Origin of the sequence: Polaribacter marinaquae, from assembly GCF_038019025.1 — a bacterium.
In the GTDB taxonomy this organism is placed as follows: domain Bacteria; phylum Bacteroidota; class Bacteroidia; order Flavobacteriales; family Flavobacteriaceae; genus Polaribacter; species Polaribacter marinaquae.
The window spans coordinates 2,641,487-2,662,040 of record NZ_CP150496.1 but is presented as its reverse complement, the minus strand read 5'-3'; the positions used below and the strand labels follow the sequence as shown (position 1 = coordinate 2,662,040).

The following is a 20,554-nucleotide window of genomic DNA, read 5'->3' as shown; positions in this document are numbered from 1 at the left end:
TTCTTTATTAATTTTTGCAAAAAAATAATAATCTTACAATATTTTTTATTTGATTAAAAACTCTGTTCTGCGGTTTTGATCGTGTTTTTCTTTTGTACAGTTATTTCTTTCGCAATCATTGATAGGCTGTTTCTCTCCATAACCAATGGTGGTTATTCGATCTGATGAGATCCCTCTATCTACCAACCATTGTTTTACAGATGTTGCTCTTTGAAGAGATAATCTCTCATTATACAATGCCGGTCCACGAAGATCCGTATGACCTAAGATCTCTAAGTTTATTACTGGATATCTGTTTAATATCTCTACAATCTTAGCTAACTCAATTGCAGCATCGCTTCTAATTGCATGCTTGTCAAAATCAAAGTAAATATTCTCTAACTTTAAGAGATCTTGCAAGTCTACTGCTGCTGGTGGTACCGCTTTCTCTGTAAGATAAATAGTAGTTGTATTGGTGCCTTTAAATTGTAGTGAGGAAGCATATGGTTGATAATTCTCATTGTTTACCTCCAATCTGTAGGTCTTTGATGGATCTAAATCCTTTAAAGATAATTCATTGTTGATTGCAACTATAGTGCCTAAAATACTGTTATTTTCATTTGATAAGGTAACCGATGTATTTCCTATTACATCACTCCCTTTCTTCGATTTGATCATTACTGTCAAATTTTCCAATTTTGGAATCGTTAATCCTGATAACTCATAAATATCATCTGAACCTACATTGTCTTCTTTACGGTTCGAAGAGATAAAACCTGTACCTTCTGAGACTTTATAAACCAAGCCAAAATCATCAGAAGTAGAATTGATAGGGGCGCTAAAAGTATAGACTCTTTTATTCGTACTTTTTAAATCTGTATAATACAAATCTAATCCTCCCTGACCTTTTCTATAATCCGAAGAAAAAATCAAAACATTCTCTGAGGTGATAAATGGAAAAGTATCTCTACCTAACGTATTTATTTGAGCTCCTAAATTCTCTGGCGTACCATAGGTGTTATCACTTATAGATACTCTATACAAATCAGATTCTCCTTTCGTTCCAGGCATGTCTGATGAAAAATATAAATAATCCTCATCAGGACTCAAGGCCGGATGTGCACAGTTGTATTGGTTGCTATTAAATGGTAACTCTTCTATATCTACCCAACGCTTCCCATTATACCTTGCTTTGTATATTTTTAGTAAAACATTTTCTAAAGAATCTGTCTTTACTTGATTTGCTAAATGATTGTTTCTAGTAAAATACATGGTTTTACCATCTTTTGTGAAAACGGCTGAAGATTCATTGTAAAATCTATTGATGCGACCTTTTAATTTGGAAACTTCACCTATAAGGCTATCTCCATCAATACTAACTTCATATAGGTTCGTATAAGCCTCATTATTCCAAATAGATTTGGTAGATAAAAAACTCTTTGTCTCCTTGCTACTTGAATAAACAATCTTGTCTTCTCCTAGATATGAAACCTTGTAATCTGAATATGGAGAATTAATCTTTGAGTTTTTTAGAGTAACCGAAGAAACAACAAGTACTTCTGGACTTAAAAAAATACGATTCTTAAGTTTCTCTTCTATATTCTCCTGTGGGTATTTCTTTAATAATGTAGCGTACAACTTATCTGCCTTCTTATCTTCTTTCTCACTTCGCAACACATTGATATATCTATAGTACGTGCTCTTAGAAACATCCTTCGTTCTTTTAAATAATGAATCGTAACTTACTCTAGCTAACGAATAATTAGATTGTAAGTAATATGAATTCCCTAAATTCTCAAATAACTCCGGAGAACCATAACCATCTGCAACCAAACCTTTATAAAGAGATATGGCCTCAGTATAAGACATACTATTGTACTTTGAATTAGCTCTTACTTCTCTTTCTTGTTGACCATATATAAATCCACTTACTAATAGTAAGCAAAGTGTAATATAATTAAAATGTAATTTCATCTCTATTTTGTGGTTTTTGTTTTTTTTTTTTAAAAGAATCGCGGTGCTTTTATATTGCTATTCCTAAATACTTCATAACGTAGGAAAACCTCGTGTGAACCTGAATTAAACGTAGATAGATTATTTGTGTCAAAATCATAACCATAACCTAAAAACCAATTCCTGCTTAACTGAAAGCCAGCTAATAAACTCACAGCTGCATCTATACGATATGACCCTCCTATAGTAAACTTATCATATATCTGAAAATTTCCCGATACATCCAATTGTAATGGAGAACCCGAAACAAACTTTGTCAACAATGCAGGCTTAAATAATACATCTTGACTTAAATCAAATACATAACCCGCTGTAAAATGATAATGCAAACGCTCCTTAGATATCGAACTTACAGATGCTCCTAAGTTTTTATTAATATGTTTGGTCTGTAATAAATTAGGAATTGAAAATCCTAAATAACTCTTATCTGAATACCAAAACACTCCAAAACCAAAGTTCGGAGAAATACGATTATTAATGTTATTCTGCGCCAATACATCCCCTGGGTTAAATATATTTAACTGGTTGAAATCTACATTCAGCATATGAGCACTCGCTCGTAATCCAAAGGCTAATTTATAATCATATGACGTTTGGATCGTATAACTCATATCTAAAGAAACTAAATTCTCTTCAACAGGCCCTATCGCATCATTTAAAAAACTCAACCCAATACCTAAATTAGAAGAACCTAAAGGGGAATGATACGAAAGAGCATTCGTTGTCGGTGCTCCATCCAAACCAATCCACTGAGAACGTTGTGATAAATAAATACTTGTCGTACCACGGGAACCAGCATACGCCGGATTAAAACTCAGCGTGTTATACATATAGTTACTAAACTGAGCATCTTGCTGAGAGTAACTCAATCCGCTTATAAGTATAATAACAAGTGTGACTATTTTTTTCATTTATTTTTAATTTTTACAATTTATCTTATATCTTAAAACAATCTATCTAGTTAAATATAAATAACCCTTGCGCTCTTTAAAATCTCCTGAACTTGATTTATATTTTAAAATATAAAAGTATGTGCCTGTTGGTAATAATGATGATGGTGAAATTACTCCTCTTCCATTGGAAACACCTGTGAAATAATTTCCATTTTGCCCATATCCCGATACATTATAAACCTTAGATCCCCAACGATTGTAAATCTCTAAAATATTCTCCGGATACAACTCAATATTACGGATCACAAATACATCATTCTGGCCATCTCCATTTGGAGTCAATAAATTAAAAACCTCTAAATTATCCTCTGCCGAAGGTCTATAATTATTGAACTCTAAATAATCAAAAATACCATTACCATTTGAGCCAATTGGATTTTTTGGATCTAATCCAATCTCATCTCCATTACTCAAACCATCACCGTCACAGTCACTAAACAAAAATTCATCAGATAATGACTCTGTAATTCTAGATGGTACTGATGAACAAAAATCTAATGGATCTGTACCATCTGTTTTCTCATAACCATCTACAACTCCATCTCCATCACTATCTGAATTCAATGGATCAGTACCATCTATCAATTCTTCGGCATTGGTTACTCCGTCAATATCACAGTCTGCTGTGTCCCAAGCTATACTCGGTGGAAATGTTTGACTTGCCAATACAAAATCACAAGTATCTAACGGGTCTGTTCCATCTGTCTCTTCTATATCATCCGCAACACCGTCTCCGTCACTATCAATTCTAATAATCCTAAAAATAGCATCTGACTGAATATTTAAAGTATAATTATCTCCTGCACTTAAAGTCCCAGAGGATATTAAATACTCTCCTACAGCCTCACCTGATTCTCGTGATAACACCCCTGTAAATTCATCCGAACCAAAAAGTACAGGATCTGCTGTAAATACCAATACAGGATCTTGAGCACCATAATCTTTCTCTTGATCTGGTATTAAAATTTCTATAACCTTTGGTACAATCATAAACCTTACGGTTCTACTACCATCATAATTACCAAGCCCTGTAATCGTTACCATCGCTTGTCCTACATTGATATTATCACTATAACTTAATTTATAATCGATTCCTTCCTCTAATAGGTTTGAACCATCTTCCACAATAGGCTTAGGCCTTTGTAACGATCCATTGTATACAAGATCTGCTATAGGAGCTACTGTAATATCAGTTTCCGTAATTGACCTACTATTAATCGTAAAGGTTCCTGGAGTATATGTTATATCGTAATTTGTCGATGTTAGTCCTGAAGCTGTAATCGCATAAGTTGATACCGCCTCTCCAGATACTCTACTTATTAATAAGGTTCCTGTTAAGTCGTCCTTATCCTCGCCGTTCACAAATCCTGCATAACTTACTGTTAACTCAGGATCTGACTCTCCAAATACCTTACTCTTATCGTCTGCCGTAATGGTCAGTGGAGCTTGGGTAATGTTAAAGGTTACTACCTTGTTACCAGTGTAATTGCCATAGCTAACAATCGTCACTGTAGCTATACCAACATTGATATTATTACTGTAATCTAATCCATAATCCGTTCCCTGTACCAAAGTAGTTGCTCCATCCTTCACCGTTAACGGAGGAGTAATCCCTTGACCCGTGTAAACAAAGTCCTCAATAGGTGAAACAGTAATATCTGCATCAATAATCGACTTAGCAGTGATGGTAAACACTCCTGGCGCATAAGTAATCGCATAGTTAGTTGACGTTAAACCTGAGCCTGTGATCGCATAAGTGCCTGCTGCTTCTCCTGCAACTCGACTGATCGCTAAGGTGCCTGTGAGATCTTCATCATCCTCGCCATTCACAAAACCGGTATAACTTACCGTTAACTCAGGATCATCCTCTCCAAACTCCTTTGTCTTAGCATCTGCTGTAATAGTCAGTAGAGCTCGGGTAATGTTAAAGGTTACCGTTCTACTGCCCTCGTAGGCATTTATCCCTGTAATGGTAACCGTTGCTGTGCCTACGTTGATATTATCTTGATATGATAGCGTGTAATCCGTATCTTTAACAAGTATTATTTCTCCATCTTTAACCAACGGACTTGGAGTTTGAGCTAAACCTGTATACACTAAATCGGATATAGAAGCAACTCTAATATCTGTATCTGTTATAGACTTACTACCAATAGTAAACTCTCCTGTTTCGTAAGTAATCACATAATTGGTTGACGTTAATCCTGAAGCTGTGATAGTGTAAGTAGCTGGTGTCTCTCCAGTAGTTCTACTGATAGATAAAGTCCCCGATAGATCATTCTGATCCTCCCCATTCACAAATCCTGCATAACTTACCGTTAAGTCAGGATCTGACTCTCCAAATACCTTACTCTTATCTTCTGCCGTAATGGTCAGTGGCGCTGGGGTAATATTAAAGGTTACTCTTCTTGTCCCGTTGTAATTACCCTTACCTGTAATCGTAACTGTTGCTGTACCTACATTGGTATTTGCTGCATAGCTTAACTCATAATCTGTGTCTTCTACTAAGGTTGTAGCACCATCTTTCACCAACGGACTTGGAGTTTGAGCTAATCCTGTATACACTAAATCGGATATAGAAGCAACTCTAATATCTGTATCTGTTATAGACTTACTACCAATAGTAAACTCTCCTGTTTCGTAAGTAATCACATAATTGGTTGACGTTAATCCTGAAGCTGTGATAGTGTAAGTAGCTGGTGTCTCTCCAGAAGTTCTACTGATAGATAAAGTCCCCGATAGATCATTCTGATCCTCCCCATTCACAAAACCTACATAACTTACCGTTAAGTCAGGATCTGACTCTCCAAATACCTTACTCTTATCTTCTGCAGTAATGGTCAGTGGCGCTGGGGTAATATTAAAGGTTACTGTTCTTGTCCCGTTGTAATTACCCTTACCTGTAATCGTAACTGTTGCTGTACCTACATTGGTATATGCTGCATAGCTTAACTCATAATCTGTATCTTCTACTAAGGTTGTAGCACCATCTTTCACCAACGGACTTGGAGTTTGAGCTAATCCTGTATACACTAAGTCCGTTATCGGAGATACCATGAAAGCTGATTGAGTAATAAGTCTACTTGTAATGGTAAATGTTCCTGGAGTATAGGTTATATCGTAGTTTGTCGATGTTAATCCTGAAGCTGTAATCGCATAAGTTGATACCGCCTCTCCAGATACTCTATTTATTAATAAGGTTCCTGTTAAGTCGTCCTTATCTTCGCCGTTCACAAATCCTGCATAACTTACCGTTAAGTCAGGATCTGACTCTCCAAATACCTTACTCTTATCTTCTGCCGTAATGGTCAGTGGCGCTGGGGTAATATTAAAGGTTACTCTTCTTGTCCCGTTGTAATTACCCTTACCTGTAATCGTAACTGTTGCTGTACCTACATTGGTATTTGCTGCATAGCTTAACTCATAATCTGTGTCTTCTACTAAGGTTGTAGCACCATCTTTCACCAACGGACTTGGAGTTTGAGCTAATCCTGTATACACTAAATCGGATATAGAAGCAACTCTAATATCTGTATCTGTTATAGACTTACTACCAATAGTAAACTCTCCTGTTTCGTAAGTAATCACATAATTGGTTGACGTTAATCCTGAAGCTGTAATCGCATAAGTTGATACCGCCTCTCCAGATACTCTACTTATTAATAAGGTTCCTGTTAAGTCGTCCTTATCCTCGCCGTTCACAAATCCTGCATAACTTACTGTTAACTCAGGATCTGACTCTCCAAATACCTTACTCTTATCGTCTGCCGTAATGGTCAGTGGAGCTTGGGTAATGTTAAAGGTTACTACCTTGTTACCAGTGTAATTGCCATAGCTAACAATCGTCACTGTAGCTATACCAACATTGATATTATTACTGTAATCTAATCCATAATCCGTTCCCTGTACCAAAGTAGTTGCTCCATCCTTCACCGTTAACGGAGGAGTAATCCCTTGACCCGTGTAAACAAAGTCCTCAATAGGTGAAACAGTAATATCTGCATCAATAATCGACTTAGCAGTGATGGTAAACACTCCTGGCGCATAAGTAATCGCATAGTTAGTTGACGTTAAACCTGAGCCTGTGATCGCATAAGTGCCTGCTGCTTCTCCTGCAACTCGACTGATCGCTAAGGTGCCTGTGAGATCTTCATCATCCTCGCCATTCACAAAACCGGTATAACTTACCGTTAACTCAGGATCATCCTCTCCAAACTCCTTTGTCTTAGCATCTGCTGTAATAGTCAGTAGAGCTCGGGTAATGTTAAAGGTTACCGTTCTACTGCCCTCGTAGGCATTTATCCCTGTAATGGTAACCGTTGCTGTGCCTACGTTGATATTATCTTGATATGATAGCGTGTAATCCGTATCTTTAACAAGTATTATTTCTCCATCTTTAACCAACGGACTTGGAGTTTGAGCTAAACCTGTATACACTAAATCGGATATAGAAGCAACTCTAATATCTGTATCTGTTATAGACTTACTACCAATAGTAAACTCTCCTGTTTCGTAAGTAATCACATAATTGGTTGACGTTAATCCTGAAGCTGTGATAGTGTAAGTAGCTGGTGTCTCTCCAGTAGTTCTACTGATAGATAAAGTCCCCGATAGATCATTCTGATCCTCCCCATTCACAAATCCTGCATAACTTACCGTTAAGTCAGGATCTGACTCTCCAAATACCTTACTCTTATCTTCTGCCGTAATGGTCAGTGGCGCTGGGGTAATATTAAAGGTTACTCTTCTTGTCCCGTTGTAATTACCCTTACCTGTAATCGTAACTGTTGCTGTACCTACATTGGTATTTGCTGCATAGCTTAACTCATAATCTGTGTCTTCTACTAAGGTTGTAGCACCATCTTTCACCAACGGACTTGGAGTTTGAGCTAATCCTGTATACACTAAATCGGATATAGAAGCAACTCTAATATCTGTATCTGTTATAGACTTACTACCAATAGTAAACTCTCCTGTTTCGTAAGTAATCACATAATTGGTTGACGTTAATCCTGAAGCTGTGATAGTGTAAGTAGCTGGTGTCTCTCCAGAAGTTCTACTGATAGATAAAGTCCCCGATAGATCATTCTGATCCTCCCCATTCACAAAACCTACATAACTTACCGTTAAGTCAGGATCTGACTCTCCAAATACCTTACTCTTATCTTCTGCAGTAATGGTCAGTGGCGCTGGGGTAATATTAAAGGTTACTGTTCTTGTCCCGTTGTAATTACCCTTACCTGTAATCGTAACTGTTGCTGTACCTACATTGGTATATGCTGCATAGCTTAACTCATAATCTGTATCTTCTACTAAGGTTGTAGCACCATCTTTCACCAACGGACTTGGAGTTTGAGCTAATCCTGTATACACTAAGTCCGTTATCGGAGATACCATGAAAGCTGATTGAGTAATAAGTCTACTTGTAATGGTAAATGTTCCTGGAGTATAGGTTATATCGTAGTTTGTCGATGTTAATCCTGAAGCTGTAATCGCATAAGTTGATACCGCCTCTCCAGATACTCTACTTATTAATAAGGTTCCTGTTAAGTCGTCCTTATCCTCGCCGTTCACAAATCCTGCATAACTTACTGTTAACTCAGGATCATCCTCTCCAAACTCCTTTGTCTTATCGTCTGCCGTAATGGTCAGTGGAGCTGGGGTAATGTTAAAGGTTACTACCTTGTTACCAGTGTAATTCCCTTTTCCAGTAATCGTAATCGTTGCTGTCCCTACATTGGTGTTAGCTGCATAGCTTAACTCATAGTCCGTGTCCTTAGTCAGTACTGTAGTACCGTCCTTTACCTCTGGGCTTGGCGTTTGAGCTGTTCCGTTATATACCAAATCTGAGATAGGTGAAACAGTAATATCTGCATCAATAATCGACTTAGCAGTGATGGTAAACACTCCTGGCGCATAAGTAATCGCATAGTTAGTTGACGTTAAACCTGAGCCTGTGATCGCATAAGTGCCTGCTGCTTCTCCTGCAACTCGACTGATCGCTAAGGTGCCTGTGAGATCTTCAGCATCCTCGCCATTCACAAAACCGGTATAACTTACCGTTAACTCAGGATCATCCTCTCCAAACTCCTTTGTCTTAGCATCTGCTGTAATAGTCAGTAGAGCTCGGGTAATGTTAAAGGTTACCGTTCTACTGCCCTCATATGCATTGATTCCTGTAATCGTAATCGTTGCTGTACCTACATTGGTGTTGGCCGTATAGCTTAACTCATAGTCTGTGTCTTCTACCAAGGTGGTAGCGCCATCTTTTACCTCTGGACTTGGCGTTTGCGCTAATCCGCTATATACCACATCTGAGATAGGGGAAATGGTAATATCCGTAACCGCTATCGACTTAGAATTGATGGTAAACTCTCCTGGTGCATAAGTAATCGAATAATTCGTTGACGTTAAACCTGAAGCTGTAATCGCATAAGTGCCTGCTGCTTCTCCTGCAACTCGACTGATCGCTAAGGTGCCTGTGAGATCTTCAGCATCCTCACCATTTACAAAACCGGTATAACTTACCGTTAACTCAGGGTCATCCTCTCCAAACTCCTTAGTCTTAGCATCTGCAGTAATGGTCAGTAGCTTTGGTAATACAATTAGTAAATCAGATTGAAGCACAAACTCATAATTTGAGTCTGCTCCACCCGTTAAACTAATTGGGTATGTTCCCACATTGGAAAATTGTGTTGCCGTCGAACTGATTGTTGGTTCAGTAGACATCTTGATATCTCCATTTGCTAAACCATTATAAGTAAACGTAAAAGTTGGATTTGATTCACCATAAACTCGCTCCTTCCTATTCGCAGTGACCACCAAATTTCTTTTAGTGATTTCAAAATCAGCGCTTGTATAAGCTATAAGATAATTACTGTTATTCAGTGTATTCTGAGTAATCGCATAAACCCCAGCATCTTCTCCCTCTTCTCTTGAAAGATCTCCCTCGAAAGAGACAAGATCTCCATTTGGAAGTGTTTGGCCTACTTCAGGAATAGACATGTAGGTTAATATTGGATCTTGCTCTCCATAAACTTTCGTTTTGGATTGCGCCGTAACAGTAACCGGAAGCTTCGTGATAGTAAAGTCTGCAGCATTATAGGTAATGGCATAATTACTATTCGAAAGTGTATTTCTGTCTATCACATAAGTACCCACATCTTCACCTGTGGTTCTAGATAAAGCACCGGTAAAGGCTACTGTCTCCCCGTTAGGTAAACTACTACCTAATGCTGGTACCGCTGTAAAAGTTAAATCTGGATTGAGACTTCCAAAAACCTTAGACTTAGCCTGAGCTGACACAACAACAGGTAAAGCATTAATGGTAAAGTCTGCACCATTAAAACTTAGGGTATAATTACTATTATTCAGCGTATTCTGAGTAATCGCATAAACCCCTACATCTTCACCCACTTCTCTTGCAATGGCACCTGTAAAAGAGACCATTTCTCCATTCGCTAATGTACTTCCAACAGCTGGCACAGCTTCGAAAGTCAAAGATGGATCAGCATCCCCGTAATTTTTATTCTTAGCCGCAACGCTAACAGTAACTGGTAACTTTGTAATGCTCAGGTTACCTGTTTCATATGTTATATCATATTCAGTCGATGATGTTAAACCACTTGCTGAAATTTCATAGGAACCTACTACTTCTCCAGGTTCTCTCTGAAATACCAAAGCCCCGCTTAAGTCATTTTCATCTTCTCCCAATACAAAACCATCATAGCTTACCGTATTTGCAGGATCAGCTTCACCATAAACTTTACTCGCATTATTCACGCTGATAGTTAGTGGCGCTTTATTTACTGCAAAGGCAACTGTTGCAGTTGTATTACCCCCACTATTGGTTGCCGTAATTGTATAAGTCAAAGTTCCTGTTGTCACTTGCGGAGTACCACTGATAAGACCTGTAACAGCATCAAGTGTTAAACCAGCTGGTAGAGAAGGCGAAATCGCAAAAGACACGATAGGCCCTCCATTAGCTGTCGGAGTGCCAGAGTTAAACGAAAATCCTCTTGTCAGATCATTAAATGATGCATATGTTAACGAAGAAGGTGGCGTATCATTCACCACAATAGTAAAGGTGGTTGAAGTACTACCTCCAGTATTTGTTGCTGTCACCGTGTAGGTTGTATTTTCAGATAGCACAGTAGGTGTACCTGAAACCTCTCCTGTTAAAGTATTGAACAAAATTCCTGCTGGAAGCTCTGGTGATATTGTATAAGACACAATAGCTCCACCCGAAGCAGTTGGTGTCATAGAATTTATAACCCCATTTTTTGTAGCAATTATAGAATTCTGTGGGTAAGTAAAATTACTTGGAGCTACATCAACAACAGCCAAGGTCAAATCATAATCGCTCGTTCCAAACAAGTTTTCGGCCGTAATAGTATATGTCGCAGCAGGAGATAGCACTGTTGGCGTTCCTGAAATTTCTCCTGTGGAAGTATTAAAACTGAGTCCTTGTGGCAATGCAGTCGCTAATGAAAACCTTGTGGTTTCACCTCCTGTATTAGTTGGAAGAAGTGGTGTCATCAAAACACCCTTTGTAACTGTAACAGGATCTGAATAAGAAATAATAGGTGGTGCATCATTAATAATCAACTGAATGGTTCCATCAACAAAACCAGCAGAATTTGAACCTCTAATAGTGTAGCTTGTTGATCCTACAATTACTGTTGGGGTCCCTGATATTGCACCCGTTTGCGCATTTAACATTAACCCAGCAGGTAAAGGGGTTCCTTGGACTGTAAAAGCAGCTATTTCACCTCCAGAATTTTGGAACGGCAAAACTTCTACCATTTCAACCCCTTTAGATAACACGACAGGAGCTGGGTAAGATAAGCTTGTTGGTACTGAATCTTCAACCGTTATTTGGAGGTCGAAGGTAGTTCCACCTCCAGTATTTTCTGCCTTAATGGTGAATGTTTCTTGAGCAGATATAAATAATGGCGCTCCACTAATTTCTCCAGTGATGGTGTTAAGGCTCAAACCTAGTGGTAAAGCCGGAGTTACACTATAACTCACAACTGCCCCTCCACTCACACTTGGTGATAATGGAGTAATGGTTTGGCCTTTAGTAAATACTTGCGGTGTGCTATAACTCAAATTAGAAGGCAGCAGATCAATCACCGACAAACTAAAGTCTGCATTTGAAACTCCTCCTAAATTTCTGCCTGAAATTTGATAGTTGGTTTCGGCCGATAAAGTAGTCGGTGTACCCGTGATTTCACCTGTCTGTTGGTTCAAACTTAAACCAGCTGGTAAAGGTGGCCAAACTTCATAACTTGTTACGGTTCCAGCACTTGAAGCTGACGATATTGGAGTAATAGCAATCCCAATGGGAAGGTTTAATGCATCGCTATATGAAATTGATGGAGCCTCTGGCAAGTTCACCGTTAGGGTTGATGCAACCGCCGCTGCTTTATGTGTACCTGTTTCTTGTTGATAAGCATAAAGCTTGGTGACACCGTCTCGCTTCAGCGTAATTCTGTTTCCTGAAATACTGGCAATCTCATCATCGGCTAACACATAGATAATCGGTGCAGTGCTTGAAGATGTTGGTGCATCAACATCAAAATCTGCATCTGTTACTACTTTGGTGTAATTAATTAATCCGGTTAAACCTGCCGCAGTCTTATAGTTATCTGCAACCACCAACAAGGTAATTACCTTTGTAGCATTAAAACTGCTGGTTTCCTCCTGTACCGCCGTCAGCACGGTAATTCCATTACCCACCAAAGATACTTCTCGACCCGAAACTGTGGCCACTTGAGGATTGCTCGAGTAATAGGTAAATAATCCTGAACTGTTACTTTGCGGTTTCTCCAAGGTAAAAGACAAATCATCTAGACTTTTGGTAACTGTGTTTATCCAAGTTACGGTTGGCGTAGGTTTGACTGGGTCTTTCACCAACAGAACAGCGTTGGCTGAAGCAGCTAAATAAGCTCCAGCAGCAGCCTGCTGAGCCGTGATTTGTGCAACCCCTTTGCCAACAATGGACAATGTATTGCCAGAAATGGTTGCTACATTCGGATCGCTAGACTGGTAAGTGACGCTACCTTGGCTCGGTGAATTAACCGATAAAGTCAAAGGATCGTCGTCAACAAAGGCAGTCAGGCTATTGAATTCAACCACAGGGTAATCCTTAACAGTGATAGGTACCAATTGCGTCGCAGGCATGTAATCTGGAGTTTCTGCCTGTTTTATTGTCAAGGTATCTCGACCAATTCCTAGAAAATTTATATAGTTATTATTGTAAGCTGCTACATTACTTTCCTCAGGAATCGACATTGTAATTTCACCTGAACTGTTTGAAACTGGCGAATTGAAACTCATCAATCGATCTGAAAGCATAGCCTCAATTGGTAGAACAGTGGCTAGTCCAGGGTCATTTTTTGTCGTACCAATTACAGTGATTGCATCATTGGTATCTTTAAATTCTACCGGGCTTGAGTCATTAGATAAGTAATCAGGGTTGTTATTAACTACACAAAAATGACCTGATGTACTGTAGTTTCCGTAAACATAAATTCTCAACTCAATTTCTTCATTTCCAGCAATAGGCTCTGCAGAAGCCAAGCTCAAAGAAGTATATCGCCAATTGTTTGAATTTGTCTTGGTTTCATAATTTGAGGAAGTACTGTTAAATGTTTTGCCTTGGAATTCGCCTAATGATGAAGCAAAATCATCAATTGACCATCTTAATTGTAGTTTGGTTTGATGAGATGCATGATAGCCTTGTAGGACAATACGCTCTAGATCTATCAAACTTTCTGTATTAATTTTCAAACTTATGTAAGGTGCAGTGGCTGTATTCAAAGTAGAACCAACCACAGTTGGTAAACCGAACTTAAGTCTATCTGAAGAAAAACGACCGGTCAATCCAGAATAAGTAAATTCACCAGAAAGGATAGCTCCTTCTTTTCGGGTACTTTGGGTATATGGTTCGTCTAAAGTAGAGGCATTTGCAGGATACCATGACACAATAGATTCGGCTTTCGCCAACGGCATTCCCAATTCAAAACCAGTTTTTGTAGCAGTTCCACCCTCGGCTGTAACTTCGACCGATCCTGGACTTTCTCCATCAGGAACCACAGCTGTCACTTGAGTAGAAGAATTCCTCTTGAAAGCAGCCACTACCCCTCCAATTTTCACTTCTGCTACATTGTTAAAGTTCGTTCCTGTAATGACAATTGGTTGACCCACCTGTGTTTTAGTTGGTGTAAAGGAAATAATTGTCGGAGCTGACTTGTAAGAAAAATTTGATTTATTGACTGTTCCTCCTGGAGTAGTTACTGTTACATTACCACTTTCCCCTGCCCCTACTGTTGCTGTTATCTGTGTAGAGCTATCTACGGTAAAGCTAGTAGCAGCAGTACCGCCAAAAGCGACTGCTGTTGCGCCTGTAAAACCAGTACCGGTAATTACAACTTCCATATCAGAGCCTGCAGATTTGGGTGTAAACGCAGTGATTGTTGGTGCTGCATTTTTAATTATAAAATATCTATCAGAGTATGTTAGAATCGATTTAAACCCTTTTATGGTAATGGAATTTTCTCCACGTTCAATGCTTGAGTAATTTGATGAAGTTATGGTTGACCATGAACTTGTTGTTGCTGAAGAACCATAAAACACCATAGGCTCATGTAGGGTTCCTGTCACATCATCAGGGTTCCATTCGAAAGTAATATCAATATTGGTACCTCCAGACATTGTACTCGTTGTTTTTTTAATTTTCCAGGTTTTTGCTAGATAATCTTGAACCCCTGAGCCTGGATTAGTGACACCATCAGCAACAGAAACAGAGAAAACCTCATCTGCTCCTAAATTATTGGTAATGGTTACCGGAGAATAATTGGTTGAAGTACCCACAGGAAAAACCTTTGGTTCATTAGATACATTAGACTTCAGATAGCCAGTACCTAACATTTTCACATAGGCACTATTACTAAAGTCTTCAATGTTATTCACCGTCGCACTGTATGTGTTGTTTAAGGATAAAGAATTCCCATTTAACTTCAGCGTTCCTTGGTTTGTCCAATCGGCAGCGAGTTGATAAGTTCCATCCCCAGAATTCTTTAGTATAAAGAATTTATTTTCGGCAAAGGCTACTGGAGCAGATCCTGCCGAACCATCTTCATTCACTGTCCAAGAATCTAATTGGTTTAATGTATTGGTGCCTGAAGAAGTAGAATAGTATGGGGTGGTTTCCAAATTAACTAAAACTTGCGTACTCACTACACAACCATTGGATTGGGTAGCGGTCAGTCGATAATAGGTAGGCGTTCCATTGGTATAATTCGAAATGATCAAATTAGATGTATTTGTTCCCGAAATATCACCTCCATCGGTTAGGTCAGTAAATGTGCCGTCTAATGGACTGGTGCTGGTGCTCCACTGATAAGAAGCAATTGTTTCGCCAGAGATTGGCATAGCCTCACTGGCAAGGTCTAGCGTTGTGCCAGACAGTATATACTTTTCTACTGGCAATGCCTCTCTGATGTACGGAACCGTTTCATAGCCCCCACCTAGAAAAGTAATTTCAGAAAGTCCATAATAAGCGCCGTCTGTTTGATCTTCTTTTCTAAATCGAAAATAACGTGCTGTTACATCATTAATGGCTAAGGTTTGCCCGTTTAATGGTAGGGAAGGAATTGCATTGATTTGCCTTGTCCAATTCACTCCATCGGTACTCGACTCCAAATAGCCCCCGGTAAAATTGGGCTGGACTGGTGCTCCTCCATCTAACAGACCATTAAAATTTGATAGGCGTACTCCGTTTACTGTGACTGTTGCACCCAAATCTGCTACAATAGAAGCTACTTTCTTAGTGTCAGTAATATCAGAGGAGGTAGACCAATTAGAGTTTCCAGAGAATGAAAAATTGTTCAAGATACCATCTGCACCATTTCCTGAAAGGTCTGAAAGTGTAGTTCCTACTCCCTCCATAAACTTATAATATCCGACCAATCCAGAAGATTCCGTGACATCTGCAGACATAGAAGATTGGATTTCGGATTGCGGCTTAACGTAATTCCAAATACGGACCTCATCCATATTTCCTTCAAATCTTCTGCTAGAACTAGGAGAACCTCCTAAAATTAAATTACCACCAGTACCTAAAGTTGTAAAACCTTGGTTGTTCGTTTTCTCACCAATTTTCACCCCATTTACATAGACTATTATTTTTCCTGTTGAAGCATCATAAGTTCCCGCTATGTGAGACCACTGGTTCTTAGGAATAGTCTCGCCATCACTTATAAAGCTGTCATTTTTTGTACCATTAGCGACTGTAAAGGCCACCGATCCACCTACCGCAACATCTTCGTAACCACCCAGATAACACCTACAATTATTATCCCAATTTGCGTATTGGTTAAAAACCTGCTCAACTTTAGATCCTATTCGTAGACCAAATTGACCATCTTTTTCAACAACCGGGTTTTTAAACCAATCATTGTCAAATGAACGGGGATAAACCCAAGCTTCAACAGTAATTCCAGACGTTGTAGCTTGTATCGAAGCTGGCTGACCAATAAACACATTATCATCATTTCCATCAAAACTCAAGGCAGAGGTAACTGGAAAACTCTCAGAATTAGTAACCACCAAGCCTGTCTGTAAATTTCCATCCGTCAGTTGTGTTTTATCACTGGTAAATACAACGCCACCACTTAGTGTCAATCCTGTCTTGGGCGCTGTATAGGTAACATTAGAAATGGGTATATCTCCCTCATCACAAGCCCCGTAGACATCAGCTACTGTTAGTGTGGAGGGGTTGGTATAAACAAAATCAGAATTTCTAGTTCCATATAATTTGAGCCTATATTGAAAACCATGTAGTTTGGCATCTGCCTTGGAAATAGTCAAAGCCGCACTTGTACCTCCTCTTCCAGAAAATCCGCTGTAGGTGATCCCAGCATCGGTAGAAGCTGAAAGATTTGTCCAAGAAACCCCACCATTATCTGATCTTTGCCATAAGTAATCTGTTGATGTGGAAAGTCTGCTTAAGCCAGTTGCTTTAACCACTACATTTTCTTGGTCCGTTAGGGCAAAGGTATTCGCCAGTGCATCGTACAAAGGCCCACTATAATTAACTGTTATCGCACGAGGTGCTGATTGGCAGCCCGTTTCAAGACTAATCGCAATGGCGTAATATGTGGTAGTTTGTCTAATTTCTGGGGTAGTATATGTAGTAGAATTTGATAACAGTAGTTGGGTTCCTGCTGCATCTGCATACCAATTTACTGGAGCATCAGTTGGAGAAATTGAGCTCACTGAAAGATTTACAGTATTAGCTCCATAAACTTGACGGTTATTACCTGAACCAATCGTAGGCCCCGCCAACATCGTTACCTTCACCGGTGTTCTTGGGCTTTCACAAGTAACTCCATTTACGGTTATTGAAGCAGAAACATACCTGGTGGTCGTTGCACTTAAGTTGTTTATCGTTGCATAAGCAGCGTTCGGGACACCACCTATTGGATTTTCATACCAATTCAAAACCCCTCCTGCAGAAGCTTCAGCTGTGAGTACTACGTCACTAAACTGACAAGTGGTAAGGCTTGGCGCTGCAACAATCGAAGGCGTTTGAATTAATGTTAGCGGAATTGCAGTTCTTGTAGAAGCACCATTACAATTGCTTGCCTCTACCCAATAAGTGGTATTGGCACTAATTACCGGAGTTGTAAATGAAGGGCCCTCTCTTAATAGATTTCCTTCTGTCTCGGCATCATACCATTTAATAACAGCCTCAGAACTGGTAGATGCCGTGAGGGTAAAGCTTGCCGCATCACATTTGGTATCCTCAAATGTACCGAGCGTAGCCGTTGGTATGGCCAAATTCAATATGGCTTCTACAGCTTCTCTAGCTGCAGCAATACACCCATTAGCATTTTCTGCTTCTGCATAAAATGTAGTATTTTGAGTAATCTCTGGGGTATTGAACACTTCTCCGGAAACAGACTGACCTAATAAATTTCCACCAGTTGGTGCATCATACCAATTAACAAAAGAGGTCTCACCTGCAGAAGTAGTTGCAACCAATGGCACAGAACCTGTTCCACAAATGGTTACATCAACTGCCTCGGTAATAGTAGGTAAAGGAACAATCTTAATTTCTACTGGGGCTGTATAAAATACCGAACTTGGATCGTCCGAACTGGCAATTCCTCTTCTGAAGTAGGTGGTTTGGGTTAGGTTGCCTGGCTCAAGAGTGGCAGCTGTTTCATTAGCAATAGTAGAAAACCCAGAGATTTCATCTGTGGTAGAACTCTGCCAACTGTAAACAATATCTCCACTTATAACTTGCCCAGGAGCTAATGAAGCAATCTCTTGAGTGGTGGTTCCAATACAAATCTCTTGATTTTCAGCAATACTACCTGATTCAAATACTCTATTTCTAAAGACATCTAGACTACCGTTTGATACATTAGCACCGATAATATCAACCTTACCATCACCATCAACATCTGCTATTTCAACTTGCTGATAACTATCGTCCGACTGAATAATAGTTACGGATTCTCCAAAGGACACCGCACCATTCGTAGATTGGTTTTCTAAATATGAAAACTTTGACCCTGATCCATTGACATAATCAGAAGTTACAATATCCAACCGACCATCTCCGTTTAGATCTCCTAAAGTTAATCCTACTGTATTTCGTAAGTCTTTAATTTTGAAATCTTGTCTCGGCTCTACATCAAAATCGCTTCCGGAATTACGCCAAATATGTAATATCGGTCTAGTAGCATTCGTTGCAACAATATCGAGATTCCCATCACCATCTACATCGAAAAACATAACAGTGTAGGCCTTATCCATACCAAACATATTAGGTAATGGCAAAAGCGCCAATCTTTGCATTGAAAAGTTGGAGACAAATGGATTTCCCTGCTGTGTGTTGTTCTTGAACAAGAGAACATAACCATCGGCTCCATAAACTGCATCGTGTGCTCCATCGCCATCAAAATCACCAAAATCACCTCCATAGGCCGAGGATAAATCGAAACTTCTTTCGCTTTCAATGGTTTCAAACCCAAAGTTACCCGCTGTTGAGGTATTTTGAGTATAATAAGGTCTAACCGTTCCTTGCTCCGTTGATACTCCAAAAATATCTAATCTTCCATCTCTGTTGATATCAAAAGGAAGGAAGGCAGCATTCACCTTATAATTATTTCCAGAAGCCATGATCGACTCACTATTCCCAAGACTTCCGGTTCCGATAGTTGATGTGTTCGGATTAATGAAACCTCCATCATTGATATTATTTGAAGCGCCTATGTCTAATTTGCCATCATTATTGAAATCAGCAAAAAGTATACTCCTAGAAGAATTGGGGGTATAAGTAGGAGAAACGCCAGTGAAGGTTGATACTGCTGCAAAAGTTGAAGCATCTAACTTTCCTGCTACCGCTGTGTTTTTCAAAAAGTTTGGTTGGCCATTGCTTGCAAAGCTCACAACATCCAATTTTCCATCAATGTCAAGATCCATTAAGGCAAACTTTTGATCATAGCTTGAAGAAAAAGATGTTGAGAAGCTGATTGGATTTTCAAAAGTAAGATTACTATAGCTGTGTGACGCATAAACTGCATTGGCTAAAGCTATATTTATGGGTGTAAACTTAATAGGTGATACTGCACTGAGCTTTGTATTTGCGTTGGTCACTGTAAAAAAGGCAGTACCTACATAAGAGGGAACCGTAACCGTAAGTGAATTGGCGTCACCAGAAACAACTTCACACTTCATACCTCCTAGGTAAACAATATTGTTTGCCGGTATCGGGTCAAAATATTCACCATTGATCACTACGTTAGCTCCAACTTGTGCAGTATTCGCGCTGAGATTATTAATTTTTGGAACACCTGTAAATGTTAATGAAACTTCATCAATTGCTATTAAACCACTATTCACCCCGTTTGATTCGAAGGTAGGGGTACGTGGATTAGGTAAAAGTCTAGCGCTATAAGTTTGCGTACCTGAAACACCTAAAGGATGATAGACAACCATTGTGGTCGTTCCTTGTCCTGATTGAATTTCGGAACCTCCTTCTACTGACCATACGATATCATAGTTTTGCCCATCTTGGTCAAAAACTAGATTAACGGTAGTAGTCGTTCCTGGAGTATAGGTTTCTGAGCTAGTCACAATCCTAGGGTTCGTAGGGTAAATAGTGGGTGGCGAGGTTTGGGTAATACTGCCCTGCTGAAGAGCTGACCACTCAAACATGATTCTGTAACTTTCTCCTGGTTCCAGATTACGTGAGGAGAAGGTGACTTGTCGGTCATTGACTAATGGGTCAGTATTTGTGTATGGTTCCCAATTTTGCTCGTTATTTAAAACTTTTGTAATGGTTGTATAATCAGAATAAATGACATTAGTTCTTGGAGTGGGTTCAAACAAAGAAGTTTTCGCAAAAAACACACGCGGGGGTTTGTCTGATACAGACTCATTTTTGAACTTAAATGACATCGAAATGGAAGAAGCATTCGCGGGAACTACAACATCTTTATAAAGATAAATTACAGCATTAACACTTTGAGGAGTGGTAAGTGACTGAGTAATGGTATTATCCGATACGTAGGCTCCAAACTCTCCACTAC

General features: G+C 39.3%; 3 protein-coding genes. All 3 read right to left on the bottom strand.

Translation table 11 applies throughout. The features are described 5' to 3' along the window. Positions 1–45 precede the first annotated feature (45 nt). From WG950_RS11940 to WG950_RS11930, 3 genes are read right to left on the bottom strand one after another with little or no spacing between them, the layout of a single operon-like run. On the bottom strand, positions 46–1,953 hold the full coding sequence (locus tag WG950_RS11940) for an OmpA family protein (protein WP_340932644.1): 1,908 nt from the start codon (positions 1,951–1,953) through the stop codon (positions 46–48). Positions 1,954–1,982: 29 nt separating this feature from the next. Further along, positions 1,983–2,903, bottom strand: a complete 921-nt coding sequence (locus tag WG950_RS11935; protein ID WP_298949656.1) for a PorP/SprF family type IX secretion system membrane protein — start codon at positions 2,901–2,903, stop codon at positions 1,983–1,985. Positions 2,904–2,945: 42 nt separating this feature from the next. Further along, entirely contained in the window at positions 2,946–20,099 is a 17,154-nt protein-coding gene (locus WG950_RS11930; RefSeq protein WP_340932642.1) for an MBG domain-containing protein, read from the bottom strand. Positions 20,100–20,554: the final 455 nt, after the last annotated feature.